Source organism: Bombella sp. ESL0380 (assembly GCF_009725805.1).
Taxonomy (GTDB): Bacteria; Pseudomonadota; Alphaproteobacteria; order Acetobacterales; family Acetobacteraceae; genus Bombella; species Bombella apis.
This window is the reverse complement of the sequence record NZ_WNIH01000003.1, coordinates 26310-51228: the sequence shown is the minus strand read 5'-3', so window position 1 is coordinate 51228 and position 24919 is coordinate 26310. Positions and strand designations below refer to the sequence as shown.

Below are 24919 nucleotides of genomic sequence, written 5' to 3'. Positions count from 1 at the left end.
ACCTGCCTCAGGACCGATAACTGAAGCGTGGCAGTGTCCAGTTGTAGCGGATGGAGAGCAGACGGAAACTGATGCCAAAAATCATGGAGATCAGCAGCTCGATGTTCCTGTTGTCCACAATATGGGAGCAGCAGAGAAACACGACCCCCGTACTGACAGACACCGTGCCATACAGTTCGGACCGGAACAGCAGCGGAATGTCATTGCAGAGTATATCCCGCAGCACGCCGCCCATACATCCCGTGATCATGCCAGAAATGATGACACAGACCACAGAAAGATGTTCCGTCATCGCTACCTGGCAGCCCATAACGGTAAAGACGACAAGGCCAATTGCATCCAGAAACAGGAACAGTTTGCGCAACCTGTGCATGTGCTGGGCCACCATGATGGTGGCCAGGGCGGCAAACCCGGTAATGAGCGGGTAACTGGGATGCCGCACCCAGGACAATGGATAATGGTTGAGCAGCACATCCCGGATGGACCCTCCCCCCAAGGCGGTGATCCATCCCAACAGGAACACCCCTACAAGATCCATCTCCAGCTTGCCCGCCAGCAGGGCAGCCGTCATGGCCTCGGCAATGATGGCCACGATATACAGCGTGGTGTAGAGATCAAAGGTCATGCCGGATTCCCTGCCATGCGCCACTCTGCCAGAAAAAATGCAGCCCTGCCGCCTAGCGGACCACCAGCCGCCCGTAATTGGCGAACAGGACATGCGTGTCATCCTCCCCAAAGGGTGCTCCCTTCTTCAGGCAGAGGATAAAACGATTCATGAACCGCATGGAGGCCAGCGTATCGTTGGCAGCATCACCGTTGAATTTCACCATCAGATGGTTGAAGTCACCATCAACCGCATAATAGCGCTCAGATGAAAAACACTCACAAAGAGCATGAAACTCCCGCTCCATCGAGCTGACCATCTGCCGGTAAAAGAGATGGGATGCCTCGATCTCACGATAAAAAGCCTCATGCCGGGGCTCGACCCGTGGGTGTGCAGTAGGGAAAGCTGTCAGATCCTGTGAAAAAAGCTCATGCTTGGACAAACGCCCGATCTTCTTCCCCAGCTGGCGCACCTCCGCCTCATAACCAAGCAGACTGTAAACTGAATCAACCATAAAGATAGCTCCCTCCCTGAGCCGTCTTCTCTACCCGAGGGCAGAGACATGAGGCATGACGGACCACATGACATCGCAGAATGAGTAACATACCTGTACACACAGCAGAACGGCTTTCTTGCACAGGCATGACGGCATGTTTTACCGGTCAGGATGGTTCAGGGCCCAGCAACGTGATGTCACGACATTCTGATCCCTGGCAGGATTGGGCATCGTCAGGGCACACAGGACCGTACTTCCAGCCCTGTCCGGCATATCCCCCCGGAACAGAACCAGCACCTCCTCCCCTCCGGCCTGATGGGCAGCAACAACACGGTATTGCCTGTCCAGCAGGGTTTCCAGGGAATCTTCAAGGGGCGTCATCCGGGTTGGAATGGCCAACGGGCTGTACGGCGCCTTGATTCCTGAAGCCGGCAGGGCCAGCCCAGCCGCCATGGCACCAGCCGGAACCATGAGACAGGCCAGAAGGGCCATGCTGCCTTTCGTAAACCGCCACACGGTCCAGTCTCCCTTCACGTTCAGAACAGCTTCGCCGCAATGGCACCAACCTGCACCGTCCCCTTGAAATAACGATTGGCTGGCAGAACAGCCGTAGCCTGGCCATCATGCATCTTCAGGACGCCTCTCACCCGCGTGAAAATGGACGTCGCATGATCGCTGTTCTTCCGGCTCAGGTTGGCAGAGATCACATAGCTTACCGTACCATCATCATACCCGCCACCAGCACCATGGCGCAGACGCACCCTCATGCGGTACTGGTCCAGCCTGTAGCTGTCCTGACCGATGGAAACCGTCTTCTCATCCTGTTCCTGCCGGATATTCGGGCCGATCTGGGTCTTCAGCACATCCACTGGCGTGCTGTTGCCCGCCACAAGGGCTGTTGGAGACAGCTGGGCCTGCACCTCATACACACGGTCCAAGCCCTCTGCCTGGGCAGCTCCAGCCATTAAGCTCATGCCCAGTGCCATCATCCCACCATAAAGACCGGCTTTCCCATATCGTACCATCATCAGTCCCAGAACCTCCCTATCATTCCACACTTGTCACAGACCGGCAGGGCACAGATGCCAAAGGAGGCCCAGCCTGTCACCATGACCGTCTCCTTCCCGGCAAGCTGTCATTTTGTTCCCCAACCGGAACATGAATTAACATTCACACATCAGCTTTGCCGTGCAAATCAAGATTCCGACAGAGAAGGACTTTCAGCCCGGGCTGGAGCGATCATCAAGAAGAATCTGCATGAAGGTCAAATCCAGCCAGCGCCCGAACTTGCAGCCGACCTGCCGACACTGCCCAACCACAGCAAAACCCAGCTGTTCATGCAGTCGGATGGAGCCGACATTGCCCGATTCAATCCCGGCAACCATGGCATGATATCCCCGCTGGCGGGCCTCTTCCAGAAGAGCCACCATCAGAGCCCTCCCGATCCCGGCCCTCTGCCTGTCCTTGTGAACATAGACGGAATGTTCCACGGTATGACGGTAGCCATCCCAGGCGCGCCATGGCCCGAACGTGGCATAACCAGCCACTCCACCCCCGTCATCAACGGCCACCAGCACGGGAAGGCCTGCCTCATCGTGGGCTTTCAGCCAGGCGGCACGATTGGCACTGTCCACCACCCTGTCATTCCATATGGCTGTCGTCGTACTGACAGCATGGTTGTATATCCCGGTAATGGCGGCAATGTCCCTGTCTTCAGCTGGCCGTATCTTCATCCCTGCTTCCTCTTCTTCCGGGCCCGCTCCCCTACCTGCCAGAGGGCCTGCCCATAGCAGTACGTTCCACAGAACAGGCAGCAAAAACAGCACCCTTTCATATTTTTTGCAGAAGCCTCCAAAAAACCATTCCTTTATTACGTAAAATTAATTACTGATGCCTGAAGATGACATCCATCACCCCCGCCTTGGAGAACAGAATCATGTCGTCCTCCTATCACTTTCTTTTTCAGTTGACCGTCACAGCTTCCCTACTCGTTGGTTTTGCGGCAGCAGGACCACTCAGCGGCCTGCGCAAACGCCTCCCCTTCCGGCGGCAGTAAGAAGCGGCGGCAGTGCGGCATGGAAGCCTGACATCAGGACTCCTTATATCCTGTATAAATTATACAGGTTTGACGTCTCTTCCCTCTTCCCCATAAAATCCGGCCCATTACAGAGCATGATCCACCTGCCAGCCTTCCTGTAGCAGGCGGAATGCGGGGAAGCCGGAGGGAGCATGAGACTGGAGACTGCGTCTGAGCCCGTTTTCTTCTGGGGCGGCCTTCTGGCCGGGGCCGTGTGGGCCGTGCTCCTGTGGATGCAGCTCCCCGGCAATACGCCCAGACCCGAGAAGCTGGGCCGTACTGCCGGTGTGGTCGGCATTGCCCTGTCCAGCGGGCTGGCATGGCTGCTATGGGCTCATGTCTTCGGTGCCATAGCCGCCTTTTTCTGCCTTGGTGGGCTTGGCATGGTACTGCTGTGCATCATGCCCATCCTCTGGGCCATTCTCATTTCCACCCAGTCCCATACGTCCTGATGGAGGAATCACGAGGCAGGGACAGGCGGCCGGTTCCCCCACAGCCCCATCCTTCTGCCGTATTGTGGCTGCGATTGGGCATCGGTGGCCTGCTGGCAGCTCTTTTCATCATGGCGGCCTGTTGGGCAGACATAACCCTCCCCTGTTTCCGCCCTTATGGCATGACGGGCTTCTGCCTGCTGATGACGGGCGCCTGTCTGGCCGGGATTACGGGGCTGACCCTGTGTATCGGCCTCGGCCCGTGGCAGAAGCTCCAGCATCTGGCCATCCGGTACCGCGCCCTGCATGGCTGGATCGGCATTACAACCGGCACTCTGCTTTCCATGAGCTTTCTGGCCGGAACCATGACCCTGTTTGCCGCCCCTCTCCAACAATGGAGCCAGCCGCCTCTGCCGGACCATGGAGCCCTTCCACTGGCAGACATCCCCGCAACGCTTGACCAGATTCTCACATCCCGGACAGAAGACCTACCCTCCATCTTCCCCGGCCTCCATTACAGGGTCGGCCTCAAAACATCAGATACGGCCACCCTCAGCATCCCGACAGGGCCAGAGTTGCCCCTCGGCCTGCCAGCATCCCATATTCTCATCAGCCTGCCTGCCTCTCATACTCCCTCCCTTCACCAGCTGACCCTGTCCCCTGTTCCCACGTTCATCGGAGGGCTGCACCGCCGTCTGGGCCTGCCACTGCCTGAAAACTGGGCCATGCCTCTTGTCGGTACCGTCTGCCTCCTTTACGGCCTGGCGCTGCTCTCCGGTGTCATTCTTCTTCTGCCCGGCATATGGCGCCACCTCATGAGCGTCCGCCTGCAGGGCCACAGCCGCCGCCTCTGGCTCGACCTCCACAGTCTTCTCGGCCTCTGCTCCCTGCCCTTCCACCTCATCATCGCCCTGACAACGGCACTTTTTGCCTTCTCGCCGCTACTGTACCCTGTCTCCTCGAGGCATGACGGCATCCAGCAGGCAACTGCCAGAAAGGTACCACCAGCATCATCGCTTCTTCCCCCCGAAAAAGCCCTGTCCTTCCTGCATGAACTGGCACCAGATTTTCATCCCCTCACGCTGGATTATGTCCTGTCCCCTCACGGCACGGACAGTCAGGCCGAGCGCCTTGCCCTCCATGCCCCGCTCTACAATGCCAATGGGGAGCGGAGCCTGCCTCCAGCAGGACAGTCTTATCTGCTGGCAGAAGGAACAGACCTCCAGAACCCGCTCATTGGCCGGGATCGTGGCGCTGTCCTGCTGACCCCCGAAACAGGCCACCTGATCGACAGCCAGAATCTACCCGGCCAGCAAACACCCGCCCGCCATATCCTGACATGGTGCCTCGCCTTGCATTTCGGGAGTTTTGGCGGCGAATTTGTCCGCTGGCTCTATGTGGCACTGGGTCTGTGCGGCGTCGGTTTTTTCCATGCTGCCAACCAGCTCTGGCTCAACACCCACCGCCGCAGGAAACCGGGACAGACATCCTGCGTGGAAACACCCGCCACCCTCTGGCTGGGCCGTCTGAGCGAAGGGACACTGCTGGGCTGCCTGCTGGGGCTGTGCGGCATCATCGCCATCAGCCCCCTCATGACCCATCTGACACCGATCCCCCATCTGTCCAGCGTCTCAACGCCGGACATGGAACACTCATACCAGCAGACCAGCCTAGCCTACCATGGGCTGATTGCCTTGACACTGGTCAGCTACTGTCTGCTGCCCAGAGCCTTATGCCGCGGGATCATTCTGGCCCTTGCGGCCTTCTGTCTTTCGGGAGCCGTCACAATTGTGCTTATGCGTCATACAGCCGTGCAGACCCCTCTTGCGGCAGAACTGACCATCGCCTTCAGCTTTGCCAGTCTGGCCCTCTGGGCTGGGAGTCTTCTCACGCTCTACCGTTGGAAACAGGTCGCTCCCACTGGCAGGTGATACCCCCCAGCGGAAGCCGGCCTGATACATGCTCAGCTCTCGGAGGCATCGGCTGAAGCATCAGCCTGACCCGCCTTTTCATCGTCAGCAGGCAGGCCCGCCCAGTCCCGAATCATCGTCTCCGTCAGGTAAAGCAGGGTTGGACCGATGAAGACACCAGCAAAACCCAATGTGGACAACCCACCAAAAGCGCCCACCATGATAACGATGACAGAAATCCGCACATACCGGCGAATGATGAGCGGCTGAAGGAAATTGTCTCCTGCAATCACCACAAGCGCAAACAGCAGCATGATAATGGCGTGCATCAACGGTGCCGTAAAATAAAGCCAGACGGTGCTGAGAATCATCACCCATGCCCCACCGAACTGTAGAACACAGGAAATGAACATGACCGCCGCCACGACACTGCCCATCGGCATACCGGCGGCCATCAGGCCAACCCAGCCGAACAGTGATTCAAGAATGGCTGTCAGCGTGACACCCAGAGCAACACCTCGTGTCGTGATCTCGGCCTGCTTCAGCAGGGCACGTCCCTTTCTGCCGCCAAGCTGACCACCAATCCGGTCCAGAAGCATGATGATGCCCTCCGCCCGGCCCAGCAGCAGCACCATGACGATCAATGTCAGAGCGAATTCCAGCAAAAGAGACCCAAAGCTGCCCGCTGATGCCAGAAGAACATGCAGGATCTTCTCTGGCGACGGGATGACCTGTTTCAGCAGCTCCGGCAGGCTGTTTTCCCGCAGATGATCCCAGAACGGAATGATATTGCCCCCAACGTAAGGGATACGCCCCACCCAGGCGGGCGCTGCTGGCAGCTGTATTGTCGGCAGGATCCCAATGAAATGGGACACGGCATCAACATGCCGTGCAAAAATGACGATCACCAGCACGGCAGGCAGGAAGAAGATGATCATGGCGGCCAGGACGGTAAAAAAGACCGCCGCTGACCGGCTGCCAAAGCATATGGTCTGCAACCGCTGAACCAGCGGCCAGAGCGTGACAGAAATCGTTGCCCCCCAGAGAATGGGGGGCAGGAAAGGATGGATGATCCATACCGCGGCCAGAAGCAGAAGCCCCACGGCCAGAGCGGTCAGTACTGGCCGGACCGGGCTGACCGCAGCCCGGGTCGTAGCCTCGGCTGAAGCAAAGAAATTCCTGAAACGCGTTATCATGACCTATCCTGAGCAAAAAGGTGCCTGTATGGCCCCAATAAAATAGAATCCCGGGAAAGATGGAAGACCGGTACCATGACTATGGTTACAATCTTTTCATCCACACCTCGTGACCTATCTCAATGAAAACTGCTAAAAGATTGCTGGGACGGATACCGGCACGGTATCGTCTACCCGGCGTTGCCAATTCACCACATGAGAGGATTTACCTGCATGTCTCAGAAAGAAAACAATATCGCCCGCAGCATGACCCGCGAAGACCTCATCTTCGCTCTGGTGCAGGATGTGGTCCGCATCGAAGGTCCGAACACCAAGATCGACCGTGCCTACCTTCTCAAGCTCGTGGCTGAAATTGCCCGTTCCGTCGACGGTAAGTAAAACCTCCCTGCACGACAGTGGCATGGAAAGCCAGGGTGCCAATCACCCTGGCTTTTTTTTCATGTCTGGGACCCATCATCAGATGGCAGCGTCATAGAAACCTGCGGCACCATGAGGCTGATACCTTCCTGGCTGAAACGTGCCAACACCCCGGAGACAACAGCCGTTCTCACGGCATCACTGTTCGTGCCCCGTGCAACATAGATCGCCAGCGTCGCAGAAACCGTATCCCCCACCTTGTCGCCCAGCCAGCTCTGCGGGGCCGGGTCCTTCAGAACATCCGGCTGATCCGCCACGACAAGCATGAAAAGCGCCTTCACCTTGTCCACACTCACATTGGTCGGTACAGCGAAAACAAGGCTCATCTTCAGCGGATTATGACCCGCACTGTAATTCTGCACATTCGCCGTGATAAACTGGGAGTTGGGAACAATGAGTGTCGTTCCATCACTCAGCCGGATATCCGTTGCCCGGACATTCACACGCTGAATCACCCCCGTATTGCCACTGATGGTGATCTTGTCCCCAGCCTGGGCCGGACGTTCCGCCAGCAGGATCAGACCAGAAATGAAGTCTTTGACGATGGACTGGAGACCAAAACCCACACCCACTGACAGCGCACTGACAACCCATGTCAGATTCTGTACGGAAATGCCGATCATGGCCAACAGCTTGAGCCCCGCAGCGATCCACAATGTATAAGTCAGAATGCTGATGATGGATGTCCGTGCCCCATTATCCAGGGACGTGACCGGGAACAGACGTGTCTGCAGCCACTGTTGCAAAAACCGTATGGCGTAATAAACGCCCACCAGCAGCAGGGCCGCTCCCACTATCGTCCTTGGCGAGACGGGCACACCAAACAGGATACCCCCACCAAAGACATGCTCCAACTGCCGCCATGTCCCGATGAAGGAAACACCATTTCTGCCCTGCAACAGGGCAATGAATACCATGACAAGGCTGAGACCAACCAGCGCCGTGGTGATAACCTCCATCTGCGCAAGACGGCGGGCACTCAGCTCCAGCTCGGTCCACAGCCGCCCAAGACGGCTCTGTGCCGAAAAGAGGAACTGTGAAAAGTCCCGCCACGCCTGCATGAGCAGCATGACGGCCCCAAAGGCATAAAGCAGCGTCAGCACCCAGTCATTCAGCAGGAAAGCAAAGGAGATATAACCACTCAGAACGGCAACGGCCGTCACCCCCATGAGCAGGGCAGAAACACCATGCAGGGGAATATGCTGGATCAGTACGGCACCAATATCCTGCCCCGTACTGCCTGCCTCCACATCACCCAGAGCCGCCCCGTTTTTCTGGTCACGTTTGCTGGAGCGGCACGTCAGATACAGCAGGATGGATGTGGAAAGCGCAAATGCTCCTTCCAGCACGGCATCCAGCCCGGGGCCGACATCGCGGCTGACTTCGGCCGTCCGCAACGCTCCGTAGAACAAAATTCCTCCACCGAGAAGCAGACTGCACGGCAGGCACGCCCTGCCCAGAAGCCAGCGCTTGAGGGACACCCCGGCCCCGATGATGAAACCACACACCGGCAGTGCCTGTGTCAGATACGCACCCTGCATGGCGGGCACGCCATCACTGTCGAAACCCACAAGCTGCCAGCCCTGCCAGAGGATTTCCGCCAGCAGACCACACAAGACACCGGCCAACACGCTCCCCAGGGCACGCTGGCTGCGGATCACGCCCCCCCAGCTCGCCTGCCCCCGGGCTGAAGCAAGAACACGGGTCGCCAGCTGCCTCAGCACGAAGCCAAACAGCATGACCAGGCAGCCAATACCCAGAACACCAACCAGTGCCCTCGGCTCATCCTGCCCCATATCCCGGAATGTCGCATAACCATCCGACAGGGCCCGCCGCCAGAAACCGACCCCCAGAGGAGAATCGACATGCCGTACCAGCGCTCCCTGCTGGACCTTGCGGCGCAGGTCGTCCAGCTGACCTTCCAGCTGGCGGGTCTGAAGATCACAGACACGCATCCGCACCAGAAGAGCCGTAATCCCCATGGAGGTTTTGCGGGCCGTGACACGCTGCCGGGTGATGGAAGCATCCTCCCCATCCTCGGCCTTGTCGCCAAGAACCTTCAGCAGGGAATTGATGGAGCCCTCATAAGCCTGGATCTGCGCCATCCCGTCCGTCACATGCTGGCGGACCTTCGCCACCTGCTGCGTGTAGGAATCCAGCAACCGCCCGGCAGGCAGCCCCTTCAGTCCCCCCAGAGCGGCACCAACCGTCCGCAAGGTCGTCTGGTCCTGGTCCAGCTGGGTCCGCAATGCCCCCGACACACCGGCCCAGCCAAAATCACCTTCCGGCTGCCCCAGAGGCAGGGAAACTGTCCCGACGGGCGCAGCGTGCGCCGGGGCTGACCCGGAATCCACCTTGTCAGAAGCACTGGCGGCCATGCCCTGCGCAGGAGCCGCCAGCATGGCAACCAGCCCAAGGCCTGCCCCCATGCTCACCATGATCTGACGAACAGAATAACGCTTCATAAAACCTGCTTGTTTCCAATGTCTTGATTCATGACCTGCTGGGCAAACGAACACAGAAATATGGTAGAGTTATGTTACCTTCAAGATGATCCCGACAGGTTCCGTCCCATCTCCATCCCTGTCCGTATCGCAGCGGCGACATTCTCTGCTGTACGACGGACATTCTCACGGGCCTGCGCCAGCACGACCGGCAACGCCTCGGGACGTGGAACCGTATCAAAGAAAGCATCAATGCCCACCTGATGCATCCTGTCCACACCCTCTCCCGTAGAACCGACAATGGCAATGACAGGCCGCCCCTGGGCTCTGGCAACCTGAGCAACCCCCATGGGAGCCTTGCCCTGGGCACTCTGGCCATCCATCCGGCCCTCCCCGGTGATGACAAGGTCCACATCCCTGAAACGGGCAGCCAGCTGAAGCTGGTCTGCAACAATCTCCACACCTGGCCGCAGCCGTGCCTTCGTAAAAGCCAGAAGCCCCGCGCCCAATCCCCCCGCAGCACCGGCCCCGGGCACAGCCGCCACATCCTTCCCACACCGAAGGGCCAGGATACGGGCATAATGCGCCAAGGCATCATCCAGAAGAATCACATCCTCTTGTCCAGCCCCTTTTTGGGGACCAAAAACATGCGAGGCCCCCCGCGGCCCTGTCAGAGGGCTGGTCACATCGCAGGCCCCTTCCAGCGTGATGTCAGACAGGCGTCTGTCCAGACCGGAAAGGTCCACATCCGCCAGCCTGGCCAGAGCCCCACCACCAGGCGGCAGCTCCTGCCCCTGCTGATCGAGCAGGCGGGCCCCGAGAGCCTGCGCAAACCCGGCCCCTCCATCATTGGTAGCACTGCCCCCCAGGCCGAGAATGACATGTCGGCACCCATGTTCCAGAGCGGCAAGAACGAGCTGCCCAACTCCATAAGTGGTCGTCCGCAAGGGATCACGCTCTTCTGGCTGGAGCAGGGGAAGGCCCGCCGCTGCTGCCATCTCGATGATCGCCGTCTGCCCATCACCGCTGATGCCGAAAAAAGCAGGAACCGGCATCCCCAGCGGCCCCGTGACGGAACAATGCACCAGTTTACCATCCGTACCCTGCACGAGGGCTTCCACTGTTCCCTCTCCACCATCTGCCATAGGCAGACAGATATACGATGCTTCAGGAAACACGCGGGAGAAACCTGCTTTTATCTCCTCAGCCACCTCAAGTGGGGCCAGACTTTCCTTGAAGGAATCACAGACAATGGCAATTTTCATACGTCCCTCCTGCCTTCAGGGTGCTCCCCGGGCAGGAAAAGGTCTAGTCTTCTTCGCCGTAGAATTCCTCTCCCAGCACGATGGCGGGCCGCCCTTTTGAACGCCGGAAATTGTTCGTATCCCGCAAGGAATAGGCACAGCCACAATATTCCTGTTTGTAGAATCTCTCCCGCTTGCTGATCTCGATCATGCGGGCAGAGCCTCCCCCCTTGCGCCAGTTGAAGTCCCAGTAGGACAACCCATCATAGGGCGCCACGGCCCGGGCACCACAATCATTGATCTGGGCCATGTTCTTCCAGCGTGAAATGCCCAGAGAACTCGTCATGACAGGAAACCCGTGCTCATGCGCATACAGGGCCGTGCGCTCAAAACGCATGTCGAAGCACATCGTGCAGCGTATGCCACGCTCCGGCTCCCATTCCATGCCCTTGGCCCGCTCAAACCAGTTGTCCCTGTCATAATCGGCATCAACGAACGGGATGTTGTGTGCCTCGGCAAACCGGACATTCTCTTCCTTGCGCAGAAGATATTCCCGCTCTGGATGGATGTTCGGATTATAGAAGAAGATGGTGTAGTCGATGCCTGATTCCGTCATCGCCTCCATCACCTCACCAGAGCAGGGGGCACAGCAGGAGTGAAGCAGCACCTTTTTCTGCCCACCCGGAGGCTCCAGAACCGGCCTGCCGGACGGTGTCAGCGGAGCAGACACACGGCGCTTTTTCCGGGCTGCATAGCCACGTTCCCTACCGGTCGGGCTGGCCACTCCGGCATGTGTCGTTCCATCACAGGCCGGGTCATGAAGGGCATCCGGCCGGTCTGTCCGCTCATGGCTCATCAGTGAGTTCCTCTATCCGATCATCAGCACACGCCCGCCCCCATACAGAGGCACGGCAGAACTGTCGAGTAGATAGAGCTTCACGTCTCTTTCACCACGCATCTCAACCAGAACCAGCCACTGGCCACGGCCATGAAAGAGCCGAGAAAAATACCGATCTTGCTGGATATGAGCAGGCCCGAAGCAGGAAAGGCCAGCGAAGCCATGAAAAGACTGACGGTAAAACCCAACCCACAGAGCAGGCACAGACCAAAAAGCATCGGCCATGATGTCCGGGCCGGAAGAGAAGCCAGGCGGCACCGTATGGCAAGCCACGTCATGCCGAAAATTCCGGCCGTCTTGCCCAATACCAGCCCCACCACAACAGCCACGATCAGACGCAGATCAAGGCTCGTGAGAGACGTATCAGCCAACGGCACACCCACCATGACAAAACCGAACAGCGGCAACACCCCCCATGTGACCCACGGCGCCAGACCATGCTCCACACGCTCCAGAGGAGACGGGCCATCATGCCGGGCGGTCGGCAGGCAGAGCCCCACCACGACACCCGCCAATGTGGGATGCAGCCCCGCTTCCTTCAGGCAAATCCACAGAAGCCCTCCGCCAATGCCATAAAACCACAGGCAACGGACACCCCGCCAGCCGGCACAGGCCATCATGCCCACAAGGATGACCGTACCGAAAAGCGGCATGGCATGCGGTGTTCCACCATAAAAGAGGGCGATGATGAAAATGCCCAGCACATCATCAAAAATGGCCAGTGCCATCAGCCAGACCCGCCCTCCTTCCGAAACACGCCGCCCCAGCGCCAACAGTACAGGCAGCGTAAAAGCTGCATCCGTTGCAACGGGAATGGCCCAGCCTGACCGCAGGGCAGGGTCAGGTGCAGCGATCAGCGCATACAGCCCTGCTGGAACAACCACACCTCCCAGAGCAGAAAGACAGGGCAGAAGACATTGGCGAAATTCTGCAAGGTGTCCGGCTGTCAGTTCCTTTTTCAGCTCAAGCGAAATGGTGAGGAAAAACAGCGTCATCGGCCCAATGGTGACCAGCTCTGCAACGCTGGGCAGGCAGAAGGGTGACAGGCCATCCCCCAACGGGACAGGTCCCAGAGGCTTGGCCAGCAGCGCATAAAAAGACCGCCATGGTGAATTGGCTAGGATGAAACCTGCCAGCGCCATGACCAGCAGAAGGCAGGGGCCGCCTGTTTCCGGCGTCAGAAACCGATGTCTGCATGTTGCCGTCATCATCGTCCTTTTATGGCTGTCGAGACCGCTCCCCTCTTACAGCGCTCCGGGGAAAAAATCTCTACCACCTGCAAGACGGTCAGTAATGTGAGAACAGGGCCCCCTCAAACAGATAAACCAGCTTGAAATAATAAGCGTTGGTCTCCGGTACATAACGTCCGTCCACCGAATGGGCATAGCGGGTCGTGATGTTAAGCCGGGGATTGATGTTCCACATCAATCCCACGCCCAGCGTAACCTCCCGGCTACTGCTGTCCGCCACAGAACGCCCCAGCGTGTTGTCATGCCAGCCGGCATTGTTCTGCCAGTCCATGGAGAAAAATGGCTCCCACCTGCGGCTGGCTTTCCAGCTGAAACGCAGATTGCTGTGAAAGGCCGTCCCCGGATGATAGGAATGTTCCCCTCTGACATGCATGGTCGAAGCCACCACAGCCCCGAGGTCTCCACCGAAACTGAAATGTTTCCACTCATAATCAAACATGAAGCTTGAAAGATTGGACCAGTATTGCGGGTTCAGGACTTTCCGGGTGGCGCTGGGTGTCTGCATGAAGGTCTGGATACCGAACGTGCTGTGTTCATTCGGTTTGAACCACACCGCAGGCCCTGTGATGGTCGGCCCCAATCCACCATAATTTGTGCCATCCGCCAGACGGTAACTTTCCGTCTGGATGACTTCATAGGCAAAACCGACATGAGGAATGGAATCAAACGTCCAGAAATGGACGTATTTGCTCAGGCCAGACCATGTATGGCTGCCCCGTTCCGGCTTTCTGGCCCCCTGCCCATCATAATAATTTCCTGCTGCATTCCCGTCACCATACTGGACGAATACATTGAAAGGCTTGAAATCCACTGGCAGGTCATATTCATGCGGACCAATGACGGCAAACGTGATGTCCGATGCTTCTGCCGAAGCAGACGACAGCAGCCAGAACACGACCATGCCACCCAGCACCAGCAGCCCACCCGGTGATCTCACCCTCCTCAGCCACAGCATGCAGAGCCTTCCCCACAGAGCAGACATGACGCAGGGCCCGGCCGTCAACAAAAGAGCTGCATCACGTCCCCTGCCACCCCCACAGGGATGGCCAGTCTAAAACGGCTTCTGCCTGTATAGAAGGATCGGTTCTCTTTTAACAAGTCAGATCAATTACAAATATAATAGTACCCTGTCAGTACAACTTACATCAGACCCCAATGAAACCCCTCATACGACCAGATAAAGCTCAGGCTCTCACCCCGTCACATCGTCTCACCCAGAGGTAATACACGACGGCCGTCACCAGCAGACTGACAATCCATGAAATATCCACTCCATGCAGGGCTTCCACAAGCGGCCCTGTATACGGGCCGGTCTTCATGAAAGGCAGTTCAACCAGCACACCCAGGAGATAAATCAACACGACCGGCAGATTGAACCGCCCATACGGTCCACCATCCGCCCTGAAAAAGGCCATGACATCATACTCGCCATGGCGCAGCAGGTAATAATCGCACAGATTGATTGCCGTCCACGGCACGAGCACTGCCATCAGTACATCCAGAAACGACGTGTATGCCTTCAGGAAGTCACCAACCATGCCAAGGCTCATGACCAGGGCCGCCCCCAGCAGAAGAACCGTCATGACCAGCCGCCCCCACAGGCCGGCACGCCACGACGGCCAAAAGGTCTGCACCAGAGTAAGGCTGCACAACGCTCCACAATAGACACTCATGGCATTGGCCAGCGGAATGGCCAGTGCCAGCACCAGAAGAACGATATTGCCCATATGGCCGCCCGTCAGGGAGAGCGCTCCAGCCAGCGGCAGGGACGGATAGCTCAGTGACAGCAGGCTCCCCAGCACCATGGGCAGAACAGCCCCGATGACAGTTCCCCCATAGGTCGCCCAGAAGGCCTGCCGGCCGGACCCGGCCTCATCCGGCAGATACCGGGAAGAATCGGAAACATAAGGGGCATAGGCGATCTGCCAGAGAGCCGAAACGGAAAAGGCTCCGAAGAATCCGGCTACCGTGCCGTGCATGTCTGCCAGCAATGTGCGGGAAAACCCGCCCAGCCCACAACCGATGGCATAAATGACCGCTACAATGGAAATCCAGCTGGCCAGACGGGAACAGACATGGATGGCCCTGTACCCCATCATGCAGGGCAGAAGTGTCAGCACCGCAATGAGCCAGACCCCCCTGCTGCCCTGGAAGACAGGCAGCACATGCGCCAGGGCTTCTCCCCCCACGACACAGTTGGAAGCAGCAAAACCGATATACATGAGCACGACCAGCAGGATGATCGGCACCGACCCATAAACGCCAAACTGCCCCCGACTCTGCACCATCTGGGGCACACCCAGACGCGGGCCCTGTGCCGCATGGAGCGCCATGAAGACAGCCCCCACCACATTACCCAGCACCAGCGCCAAAACGGACCAGATGAGCGACAGCCCGAATACGGCTGGCCCCAGGGCCCCGGTAACAACCGTCAGCAATGTCATGTTGGCACTGAACCAGACCGAGAACAGGTCCGCTACCCGCCCGTGACGATGCGCCTGAGGAACGGGGTGAATGGTATGGGTTTCCATATGGGTACTCATGGCCCCGCTTTTCCCACACTCCCAGAGGCGTGAAAAGAGGTTACTTCATGGCAGTCCCGTCCAGACAGCAGGTCAGACTGAAAAATATCCAGAGGTGGAAGATAGACTTTGAAGTTTTACCCAAACTTCTTTAACAAATTCCGCAACAATGCGCTCTTTCTTGGGGGCAATTTCGTACCATCAGGGTTCTTTTTATAGAAATGGGGACTATTATGCCTGCCATATTCTCTTGCCCCATACGGCAGAACGTACCCATTTCTCTAAAAGAACTACGCCGTTATTCATCAGTTTTTCTCAAAAAGCTGGCCAGGCACTGGTCCTGGCTGCTGCCAGTCGCCCTCTTCTGCTTCGCCACCCCCGGTGCGCAGGCACAGGTACTTGATGAAATCGTCGGTAACGAACCCCTGCTCCGGGTTGATACCCCCCTGCCTGCCCATGGCGGCTATACGACCTCGGTTCCTCCCTTTGGCAGGCCGGAGGCCCTCTTTCCCCATGGCTTTGGCATGACGGACTGGCTGCGCAAACGGGGCATTGCCCTCCTCCTCGACAACACGAATGAATTTGCCGGGGCCATCACGCCGCCCAAGAAAAACTATCCCAACTCCCAGCATTTCGCACCCTACAAACAGGGTGCCAGCAATGCCGGGCAATATGCCGCCTCACTCAACATAAACTGGGAACAGCTCATCGGGCTGCGGGGTTTTTCCACACACAGCATTGTTGTCGGCCGCTATGGAACAACAGCCAACCGCATGTTTGGTGACTGGCTGAACCATGCATCGGAAGATTACGGCGGTGGCGGCAATGTGGTTGTCCATCTCGTCATGGCCTATGGTGAAGAAGACCTGTTCAATGGCCGCCTTGCCATCGCTGCCGGCCGCATGGCGGAAATGTCGGACTTCCAGAACAGCCCCCTCTTCTGCAACTTCCAGAATGGCAGCATCTGCGGACGGCCCAAGGCCGCCACGGACAGCAGCTTTGTCAGCGGTTATCCTGCAGCTGTCTGGGCTGGGCGCATCCGGGTCCGTCCCTCCCGCTTCCTTTATATACAGAGCGGCCTCTATGCCGGAGAAAACGGCATCTACAAGAACGAGCAGCACCGTACCGGCTTCAAGTTCAATGGCGGCAACATCAACGGGTTCCGCCTCCCCTTTGAAATGGGATGGGAGCCCCTCTTCGGCAAAAACCATCCCGGGCATTACAAGGTCGGCGGCGTGATGATGACCGCCCCTAGCCCCGACAATTATCTTGATGAGCAGGGACGTCCCTACGCCCTGACCCATGGCAGACCCCGCACACGGCATGACGGTTACGGCGCCTGGTTCATGGCCGACCAGCATATCCTGAACCATTACCACAGCAGCAAACGGGGCATCACGCTGCTGGGGGGGTTCCTCTATAATGATAAACGGATCGCCCTGCGGGAATGGGAAGCCTATGGGGCTCTCATAGACCGTGGAATTTTCTGCTCCCGCCCCTTTGACACGTTTGGTCTTTCCTTCACCTACGAGAAAATTGCCCCCGGTGTGCAGGCCACCGAGACGATGATGCTGGACACACAGCAGTTCAGCCGCCTCCCGGACCATGCAACTGGCGTACAGCGTCATGCCGCCGTGTTTGAAGTCAACTACGCCATCCATGTCTATCGGGGTGTCATTTTTCAGCCACTGCTGGAATATTTCTTCCGCCCCAATGGCCAGGGCAATCTCCGGGATGCGGCTCTGCTTGGCTTCAAAAGCCATATCGAGATTTTCTGAGAATTTTCAGCCCGATCATAACAGTTGCACATGAGCTGTTTTTAAGCTGTTATCACTGTGATCGGGATGACCTGCATCCTGCGCAGAGGGCTGCAACCATCTGCATGGGAGGGCATCCTCCATCCTATGAACAAGGATATTTCCATGCGCTTCAATACACTGCACAAGGGCCTAGCCCTTTCCCTTTTCGGCCTGGGCGCCCTGACCACATCCGCTTTCGCCGATGATGCCGCACCGGCCAGCAACAATGCCCCTGCCGCCGTCTCCAGCAAGCATGTGAAAAGCGTGCGCAAAAAAGAGCATCGCGCCTTCCATCATCTCTCCGAACACGGCCAGAAGGCCATGGCGAACATCGTGCAGGCCCAGCAGTTTCTCGCAGCCGGGCAGAGCGAGCAGGCCCTGCCGGCTCTCAACGCCGCCGTGACCCACCTCCAGGCAGCCGCCAAGGCCCGTGAACAGTTCACAGCCGCCGAAGCCGACCTGCACCCCGCTCCCCAGCATCCTGTCTCCAGCAGCCACACACCCCAGAACGGTCCGACGGACTGGGTCCCGGTCGGGGGTGAGGTCATCGCAACAGACATGCTGGAACCCAGCAAAAAGAGTGCCGTGGCAACGGCTAATGCCCAGCTGAAGGCCGGACAGACCGATCAGGCCGCCCAGACCCTTCAACTCGTCGGGCAGGACATCGACTTCATCATTGCTCTGGCTCCGCTGAACCAGCTCCAGGGTTTTGTGAACCGTGCCCTGATCTTTGCACAGGGTCACAATCCCCAGGCTGCCAACGTGGCCCTGAACGATGCCCTGAACACGCTGGTCTTCGTCTCCGAAAATGTCGTGACCGAAGCCACTGCTGCAGCCCAGAAAACCAAATAAGGCTTTCTCCTGTTTCTGCTGGAGACGGGAGTGCCCCAAAAGAAAACCGGCATGTATTCATGCCGGTTTTCTTGTATTCATCCCCCCTGATCCTGCCCCAAAACAAGGTATCCACGTAGTCCACACCCCCAAAAAGAGGTGTGGATAATCACTCACACAATACAGTGAAGGTGGCCATTTTCTGCGCCCCCGCACCTGTGGAAAACTCTGTGGGCAAGAGATAGCTCCCCTTGACAGCGAGTCTCATCAGCAAGACCGTGGAGTCGCAGGATCATGAGGGAAAAACCATGCACAGCCACTGCTGGCAGGCCAGCACAACCTCCCCGCCTGCATGGCTGTTTCCCCGCCCTTTTTCAGTGTGTCGTTGGCTGCGCTGCCTGGCTGACCTGCTCCTTATCAGGCAGGGTATCAGACCAGCCCCCACCCAACGCATTGTAGAGACGGGCAAGATCCGTTGCGAACGCACTGTCACTGGCAGCCAGATCAAGCTGGGCTTCCTGCAGTTTCTCCTGTGCTTCCAGAACGGACAGGTAAGTCGCCAGACCAGCCCGATACTGGCTGGTTGCCAGAGACAGAGCCCGCTTCTCATCATCCACGGTCTTTGCCAATCCTTCATGATGAATCTGCTCATCATGATAGGCCTGCAAGGCATTATCCACCTCATTCCAGGCCTGAAGAACCGTCTGCCGATATTCCACGGCTGCAGCACGCTGTGCTGCCTTTTTCAGACGAAGCTGACCATAAAGCCGCCCGCCCTGGAAAATGGGGAGAGAGATGCTGGGCCCGACATTCCAGGCACGGGCATTCCAGAACCCAAGGTCCCGGAAAGACAGGGTCTGGAACCCGAAATCTGCCGTCACGGTCACCTTGGGATAGAAATCCGCTGTGGCCTCACCAACTTCTGCTACCGTTTCCCGCAGATGCTCTTCCGCCTCTCGGATATCCGGGCGACGATGGGCCAGTTCCGATGGCAGACCAGCCGGAACGAAGGGGGGAACAGTCGGCACACCCGCCGTCTGTCCAAGCTCCTCATTCAGGCTTTGCGGTGGCATGCCCAATAACAGGGCTATGGCATTCTGCTCCCGCGCCACTGTCTCATCCAGATTGGCCTGCTGGGCCTCAATTCCATGAAGACGGGCCTTCATGCTGTCCACATCCAGCTCCGTAACCAGCCCGCTCTTATAGCGGCTCTGCGCCAACGAAAGCAGATTCTGCACGGTGGCATGGCTATCTGCCAGAATGCGCTGACGTTTCTGATCACCCCGCAGCTGGAGATAATCACGGGCCATGTCGGCCTGACGGGCAATGAGAATGCTGCGCCGTTCCTCCTCGCTCATCTTCATCAGGTATTTTGCCGCCTGATACTGGTAGGCCACACGCCCCCAGAGATCGATCTCATAGGTTGCATCAATCTTGTCCTGCCACTGGTTCAGCAGCGGGACCTGGGCCTCTTGGGAGCCCTGAAGAAAATTGGCCTCCTGCGCTGGCAGGTCTGGGAACCCCTTGCCTACACGCTTGAAGATTTCCTGAAGCTGCTTGGAGCTGTGCTGCGAGCGCACATAGGTTCCGTACGCTGAAAGACTGGGGAACCGCTCCGCCCCGGCAATGATCATCTGGGCCCGGCTCTGCGCCAGATTCTGTGTAGCCAGAAGGAAAGACAGGTTCTGCGTGGCCACACGGTCTTCCAGAGATGTCAGCTCAGGGTCGTGAAAACTCTTCCACCAGGCATCCGCCATGGGCAGCTCTGTCACGACAGAAGCGGGAGAGGCCTGTTTACTGGTCCTGTCCTCCGGCGCTGCATTGGCCCCATGAGGGCCATTTCCTTTAGCAGATGCCCCCTTGCCGGACGGCTGGTTGCTACCATTATGCAGGTCATAATGCGGCGGGGCCCAATCCTTCGGCTGATGATATTTAGGGCCGACCATAAGGCACCCCCCCAGCCCCAGCAGAGCCACCCCAGACAGAAGCTGCCAGCTGAAACCGCGTGAAGACAGGTTTCCCACTCCCTTACGGACGGAACGGAACAAATGAGCGTCTTTCACTGTGAAGCTCCTGTAGAATTATCAACATAAAACGGGCCAGAAACAGATCGCCCATATGGACCATGCCGCCCCAGCAGCCTATCATGCCCCTCCATACGCAGGAGCAACCCTTCCACAAAACGATGACCCAGACCGAACACCCGGCCCCCTGTCCACCCCGCAACAGCAAAGCGGCTTCCCGCAAATGCGAGCAGATACTCCAGAGTGCTGGACAGCTTTTCCTCCAACAGGGCTATGAGCGAACCTCCATGTCGCAGATCGCTCATCTGGCAGGTGTCTCCAAAGGGTCGCTCTACAACCATTTCGAGAACAAGGCTGATCTGTTCACGGCTTTTTTCGAAGAACGCAGCCGCACACGCCTCAACACGCTGAAATCCGTATCCCGGGCACCTCAGCCTGACCTGCGCACGGCCCTCAGGCAGGCAGCGGCCACCATCATCACCCTGATGATCGACCCGGAGGCCATAGGCCTCTACCGCATCGTCGTGGCAGAGGCCAACGAGTTCCCCAATCTGGCAGACACGCTCTGGCATTACGGTGTCTCCCGGACACTGACCGGCCTTGCCGACTGGTTTGCAGAAAAACATGCAGGCGGCCAACTGGTCATTTCTGACATCGACCTTGCTGCCGAGCAGTTTCTCACGATGTGCCAGACCCGTATCATCCACCGGTGCCGCCTCTCCCTGCCCGTGGACACCAGCCAGAACAGCATAGACGGCGTGGCTACCATGGTGGCGGAGAGTTTTCTCAGGATGTACGCTCCCTGAAACAATCATCCGGCAGGGCTGCTCCGCTCTCAATGGCCACCTCCCCCCTGGCCACCGCCCTTCATCGGGGACATGAGGAAGCAGAACGGCACGATACAGAGAGCCATGATCCCCAGGACATTGAAGAGCTGATTATAGGCCAGCATGGCCACCTGCCGCAGAAACTCCTGATACATATGGGCAACGGCAAAAGCATGGGCACGCAGCGGGGCCAGACCATGCGCTTCCGCCAGCTGCTGGACATGGAAAAGATAGTTTCGGAACTCTGGCCGTGAGGCAATGGCGTGTGAGGACACATCCGTCTGCTGAACCTGACGCATTTCCGTCAACGCCGCTGTAGAGAGCGAAATAGCCTGTGACCCGAAATAGTTCCTTACCATACTGAACAGGGCCGAAGCATCGCCGTTCAGCTCCCTCGGCAAGGTCGCATAGGCAATGGTGGAAATGGGCACGAACAGAAAGGCCAGTGGGGCTGTCTGTCTCATGCGGCAAAGTACCAGATACCAGAAGTCCACATCGGAATAGAGCGTGGCTGCGAAGAAGCAGGACAGGGCCATGAAGAAGAAACCCAGCCCGATGAGATACCGGACCTGCACATGCTTCATCAGCATTCCCACAAAGGGAATCAGCACCATCACAGCCATGCCACCCGGTGCCATGAGCTGCCCTGCAATGGTGGCCGTGTAACCCTGCACCTGCTGGGCGAACTGCGGCACAATCACGGCGGACGCATAGAGCAGCACACCCACAGCCCCGATCATGAATGTTCCGAGGGCAAAATTGCGATCCTTCAGCACGCTGAGCCGCAGAAGAGGATTCTTGGCCTTGAGCAGCCAGATGATGGCCCCAAGAGTGCACAGCCCCCCGATAATGGCCATGGTCGTGATGAAAGACGAGCCGAACCAGTCGTCATCCTCACCACGGTCCGCCATGATCTCCAGGCAGCCAAGACCCAGCGAGATCAGACTGATGCCGACAACATCCACCCTCTCCTTCACGGCCTTCACCCATGGCGGATCTTCCACCAGTGCAATCACGGCCATGACCGTCATGATGCCGAAGGGCACGTTGACGTAAAAAATCCATCGCCATGAATAGGTGTCCGTGAGCCATCCTCCTACCAGCGGCCCCAGAACCGGCCCCACCACGATGGCCAGGGCCGTCAGACCGAAGGCTGCGCCACGTTTCTCTGGCGGGAAAATGTCCAGAATGATGGCCTGCTGCACCGGCTGCAATCCACCGCCAAAAAAACCCTGCATCAGGCGGAAAATTACCAGCATGGGAAGAGAAGTGGAGAGACCGCAGAGGAAGGAGGACATGGTGAACATCGCCACGCAGATGAGGAAATACCGTTTCCTTCCAAACCGCTTCGCCAACCAGCTCGAGATCGTCAGCACGATCCCATTGGCCACGAGGTAGGAGGTCAGCGCCCATGTGGCATCATCGTAAGAGCTGCCCAGCGAACCTGCGATATGCGGCAGAGCCACGTTGACAATTGTGGTATCCAGCACTTCCATGAAGGCTGCCAGCGTCACGACAACCGCCACAAGCCAGGGGTTGTGCCTGGGCTTCCAGTTGTGATGCTCCTCTGTCGATGTGTCAGCCATCGCCGGCCTCACTCATCCACATGGACGGTTGGCTCGACCGACATGCCCAAGGAAAGAGGCCGTTCATCATCAAGCCCGCTGTCGATCAGGATTTTCACGGGAATGCGCTGCACGGTCTTCACGAAGTTCCCCGTTGCATTCTCAGGCGGAAAAGCGCTGAAAGATTCACCGGACCCCTTCTGTATGGTATCCACATGGCCCTTCAGATGCAGCTGGGGGTAAGCATCCACCTCAATCTCGGCCTTCTGGCCCGGCCGCATGTGGGCAAGCTGGGTCTCCTTGTAATTGGCGACGATCCAGACATCCCTGGCCACAATGGAGAACATCTCCTGCCCTGTCTGCACGAAATTGCCCTGCTCCACCGTACGCTGCGACACCCAGCCATCCCGTGGGGCCCGGATGTCCATCCAGTCCACATTCTGGCGGGCCAGCTCCAGCTCGGCCTGGGCTGATTTCAGCGTGGCCTGTGCCTGTGTGTAATGGGCATAGGCATTGCCAATGTTCGCATCCACCGGCTCAGCCTGTGTCAGCTGCCCCTGTGCCTGAAGAACGGAGGCTGTCGCCTCATCCAGCGCAGCACGGGCATAGTCGATATTCTGCTGGGTCGTAGCAGCACGTTCCACACGATGCTGCCGGACATAATCCGTCTGCGCCCGGAAGAGGCGGGCCTTGGCTTCTTTCAGGGCACCCTGGGCAGCCATCAACTGGCCGGGATAATTCTTCTGCGCCACGGCGTAAGAAAGGTTGTAGGACACCATGTCCGCCTCGGCCTGTGCCACGGCAGCCTCAGCCCGATGCAATTGTGCCAGATAGTCCCGGCCATCAATCTGCACGAGGAGATCACCCTTGTGCACAAACTGGTTGTCATCCACCAGCAGGCGGGAAACATACCCGCTGACATGCGCCGCAATGGAAATCTTGCGGCCTGTCACATAGGCATCATCCGTCTCGACCTTGTTCCGGTTGAAAAAGAGATATAGCCCGATCCCCAGCACGACCATGACCAGAATAAGGACCAGAATGAGCTTCCGTGCCCCACGGTCCCTGAACGGCCTGCCCGCCTGCTGCTCCTGTCCACCCTGTGTGGCAGACTGCGTATCAGACTGTGTAGCGGACTGTGCCATGGTCACCTCTGGAATATGAAAATCATCCGTCCCCCGTCCTGCCCGGCCAGAAACCTCGTGGCATGATGGGACCAGCAATGCTGTGGGAGAAAAATGACCAGTCGGTCATTCTGTGCATGAACAGGCGATATCCCATCCATGTGGAACAATCAAGCAATTGTTGGGCAATTGCCACGACAGTGCCATCATCTGCCCAGCCATGGCTGCCTTGCGCAGGGCGAAAAGACCATGCGGCAGCCAGGCCAGCAGAACCTGTTCAGCCCTCTGAAGAAGCCCTGCGACGACTCGCTGCCTGAAAGGTATTGTGCAGCAGGCAGGCAATGGTCATCGGCCCGACCCCACCCGGAACAGGCGTGATATGCCCGGCAATCTGGCTTGCCTCCTCAAACACCACATCCCCGACGAGACGGCTCTTGCCCTCCGGGGTCTGCACACGGGTGATGCCCACATCAATGACCGTGGCACCGGGTTTGATCCAGCTTCCCTTCACCAGCCCCGCCTTGCCGGTAGCCACGACGAGAATGTCCGCCTCCCGGGCCAATGCCTCGATATTGCGGGTATGGATGTGCGCCACCGTGACCGTACAGTTGGCCCGGAGAAGAAGCTGCGCCATCGGCTTGCCAACCAGATTGGAGGCACCGATGACAACCGCATGCATCCCGGTCATGTCCTCATGGACGGACTGCAACAGCTTGAGACAGCCCAGCGGTGTGCAGGGCACGATGCCATTCTCCATTCCCAGCGCCAGACGGCCCGTATTGACCTCACCCAGACCATCCACGTCCTTGTCAGGATGGATGGCGTTGGTCACGGCAGCAGCATCAATCTGCGGTGGCAGCGGCAGCTGGACGAGAATCCCGTCCACCTTGGGATTGGCATTCAGCTCCTCGATCAGGGCCAGAAGCTCCTCCTGCGAAGTGCTTTCCGGCATCATCTGCATGAAAGACTTCATCCCCGCCCGATGTGTCTGGATCGCCTTGTTCTTGACATACACCTCCGAGGCCGGGTCATTGCCAACCAGAACAACGGCCAGACCGGGCAGCTCATGCCCCTGCTCGACCAGATGTTCAACCTGCTCCCGGATCCCGGCCGTCATGCTGGCGGCCATGGCCTTGCCATCAATCAGTGCCGCCCCGCCATCTGCGTGTACGCTGGATGCTGCCGTCATGCTCAGTAACCCTCTGCCAAACCCGTATTCCCGCCTCTCTATGCCCATTGGACAAGACATGACAAGACCCG

General features: G+C 58.2%; 22 protein-coding genes. 6 read left to right on the top strand and 16 right to left on the bottom strand.

Features of this window, described 5'->3' with window-relative positions; all coding sequences use genetic code 11:
- Window positions 1-7: 7 nt before the first annotated feature.
- The 5 genes from GM608_RS01385 to GM608_RS01365 form a co-directional block, all read right to left on the bottom strand.
- The gene (locus tag GM608_RS01385; RefSeq protein ID WP_043562075.1) at window positions 8-625 is read right to left on the bottom strand and encodes a trimeric intracellular cation channel family protein; all 618 of its coding nucleotides are present in this window, start codon (window positions 623-625) and stop codon (window positions 8-10) included.
- A 52-nt stretch (window positions 626-677) separates the two neighbouring features.
- Complete coding sequence (locus tag GM608_RS01380; protein ID WP_043562073.1) at window positions 678-1118, bottom strand: hypothetical protein; 441 nt, start codon at window positions 1116-1118, stop codon at window positions 678-680.
- Between the two features lie 141 nt (window positions 1119-1259).
- Window positions 1260-1616: a hypothetical protein gene (locus GM608_RS01375; protein ID WP_143539973.1), complete on the bottom strand. Its 357-nt coding sequence runs from the start codon at window positions 1614-1616 to the stop codon at window positions 1260-1262.
- 20 nt (window positions 1617-1636) lie between these two features.
- A complete protein-coding gene (locus tag GM608_RS01370; RefSeq protein WP_081562649.1) occupies window positions 1637-2128 on the bottom strand; it encodes a hypothetical protein in 492 nt (163 codons plus the stop codon).
- A 192-nt stretch (window positions 2129-2320) separates the two neighbouring features.
- Complete coding sequence (locus GM608_RS01365) at window positions 2321-2833, bottom strand: GNAT family N-acetyltransferase (protein WP_081562651.1); 513 nt, start codon at window positions 2831-2833, stop codon at window positions 2321-2323.
- 496 nt (window positions 2834-3329) lie between these two features.
- Here GM608_RS01365 and GM608_RS01360 point away from each other — a divergent pair, with 496 nt between their 5' ends.
- Complete coding sequence (locus GM608_RS01360; RefSeq protein WP_333644857.1) at window positions 3330-3629, top strand: hypothetical protein; 300 nt, start codon at window positions 3330-3332, stop codon at window positions 3627-3629.
- A complete protein-coding gene (locus GM608_RS01355; RefSeq protein ID WP_333644856.1) occupies window positions 3629-5539 on the top strand; it encodes a PepSY-associated TM helix domain-containing protein in 1911 nt (636 codons plus the stop codon). The genes GM608_RS01360 and GM608_RS01355 overlap by 1 nt, the downstream gene beginning before the upstream one ends.
- A gap of 32 nt (window positions 5540-5571) precedes the next feature.
- Here GM608_RS01355 and GM608_RS01350 read toward each other — a convergent pair whose 3' ends face one another.
- Window positions 5572-6714, bottom strand: a complete 1143-nt coding sequence (locus GM608_RS01350) for an AI-2E family transporter (RefSeq protein WP_192848586.1) — start codon at window positions 6712-6714, stop codon at window positions 5572-5574.
- Window positions 6715-6927: 213 nt separating this feature from the next.
- Here GM608_RS01350 and GM608_RS01345 point away from each other — a divergent pair, with 213 nt between their 5' ends.
- The gene (locus tag GM608_RS01345; protein WP_156878809.1) at window positions 6928-7092 is read left to right on the top strand and encodes a hypothetical protein; all 165 of its coding nucleotides are present in this window, start codon (window positions 6928-6930) and stop codon (window positions 7090-7092) included.
- A gap of 59 nt (window positions 7093-7151) precedes the next feature.
- Here GM608_RS01345 and GM608_RS01340 read toward each other — a convergent pair whose 3' ends face one another.
- The 6 genes from GM608_RS01340 to GM608_RS01315 all read right to left on the bottom strand — a co-directional run bounded on the left by GM608_RS01340 (window position 7152) and on the right by GM608_RS01315 (window position 15510).
- The gene (locus GM608_RS01340; RefSeq protein WP_333644855.1) at window positions 7152-9596 is read right to left on the bottom strand and encodes a DUF3772 domain-containing protein; all 2445 of its coding nucleotides are present in this window, start codon (window positions 9594-9596) and stop codon (window positions 7152-7154) included.
- 80 nt (window positions 9597-9676) lie between these two features.
- On the bottom strand, window positions 9677-10840 hold the full coding sequence (locus GM608_RS01335) for a glycerate kinase (RefSeq protein WP_333644854.1): 1164 nt from the start codon (window positions 10838-10840) through the stop codon (window positions 9677-9679).
- A 43-nt stretch (window positions 10841-10883) separates the two neighbouring features.
- Window positions 10884-11675 carry an epoxyqueuosine reductase QueH gene (locus tag GM608_RS01330; protein WP_086431766.1) on the bottom strand — a complete coding sequence of 264 codons (792 nt, stop codon included), beginning with the start codon at window positions 11673-11675 and terminating at the stop codon, window positions 10884-10886.
- Between the two features lie 80 nt (window positions 11676-11755).
- The gene (gene nhaA, locus GM608_RS01325) at window positions 11756-12928 is read right to left on the bottom strand and encodes a Na+/H+ antiporter NhaA (RefSeq protein ID WP_081847779.1); all 1173 of its coding nucleotides are present in this window, start codon (window positions 12926-12928) and stop codon (window positions 11756-11758) included.
- 76 nt (window positions 12929-13004) lie between these two features.
- A complete protein-coding gene (locus GM608_RS01320) occupies window positions 13005-13868 on the bottom strand; it encodes a transporter (RefSeq protein WP_081563390.1) in 864 nt (287 codons plus the stop codon).
- Between the two features lie 283 nt (window positions 13869-14151).
- Window positions 14152-15510 (bottom strand): cytosine permease, encoded by a 1359-nt coding sequence (locus tag GM608_RS01315; RefSeq protein ID WP_043562053.1) that lies wholly within the window; start codon window positions 15508-15510, stop codon window positions 14152-14154.
- 212 nt (window positions 15511-15722) lie between these two features.
- Between GM608_RS01315 and GM608_RS01310 the strand changes: the two genes are divergently transcribed.
- Both GM608_RS01310 and GM608_RS01305 read left to right on the top strand, forming a co-directional pair.
- Window positions 15723-17267 (top strand): carbohydrate porin, encoded by a 1545-nt coding sequence (locus GM608_RS01310; protein ID WP_333644853.1) that lies wholly within the window; start codon window positions 15723-15725, stop codon window positions 17265-17267.
- Window positions 17268-17411: 144 nt separating this feature from the next.
- On the top strand, window positions 17412-18140 hold the full coding sequence (locus GM608_RS01305; protein ID WP_081563391.1) for a YfdX family protein: 729 nt from the start codon (window positions 17412-17414) through the stop codon (window positions 18138-18140).
- 353 nt (window positions 18141-18493) lie between these two features.
- Here the strand turns inward: GM608_RS01305 and GM608_RS01300 are convergent, their stop codons facing one another.
- Window positions 18494-20167 (bottom strand): efflux transporter outer membrane subunit, encoded by a 1674-nt coding sequence (locus tag GM608_RS01300; protein ID WP_227656462.1) that lies wholly within the window; start codon window positions 20165-20167, stop codon window positions 18494-18496.
- 98 nt (window positions 20168-20265) lie between these two features.
- Between GM608_RS01300 and GM608_RS01295 the strand changes: the two genes are divergently transcribed.
- Window positions 20266-20949 (top strand): TetR/AcrR family transcriptional regulator, encoded by a 684-nt coding sequence (locus GM608_RS01295; RefSeq protein ID WP_227449770.1) that lies wholly within the window; start codon window positions 20266-20268, stop codon window positions 20947-20949.
- Between the two features lie 29 nt (window positions 20950-20978).
- Here GM608_RS01295 and GM608_RS01290 read toward each other — a convergent pair whose 3' ends face one another.
- The 3 genes from GM608_RS01290 to folD all read right to left on the bottom strand — a co-directional run bounded on the left by GM608_RS01290 (window position 20979) and on the right by folD (window position 24848).
- Window positions 20979-22556: a DHA2 family efflux MFS transporter permease subunit gene (locus tag GM608_RS01290; RefSeq protein ID WP_043562050.1), complete on the bottom strand. Its 1578-nt coding sequence runs from the start codon at window positions 22554-22556 to the stop codon at window positions 20979-20981.
- A gap of 8 nt (window positions 22557-22564) precedes the next feature.
- Window positions 22565-23680, bottom strand: coding sequence for an HlyD family secretion protein (locus GM608_RS01285; protein ID WP_043562047.1), 1116 nt, complete (start codon window positions 23678-23680; stop codon window positions 22565-22567).
- Between the two features lie 256 nt (window positions 23681-23936).
- Window positions 23937-24848 (bottom strand): bifunctional methylenetetrahydrofolate dehydrogenase/methenyltetrahydrofolate cyclohydrolase FolD, encoded by a 912-nt coding sequence (gene folD, locus GM608_RS01280; protein WP_086431762.1) that lies wholly within the window; start codon window positions 24846-24848, stop codon window positions 23937-23939.
- Between the last annotated feature and the right edge of the window lie 71 nt (window positions 24849-24919).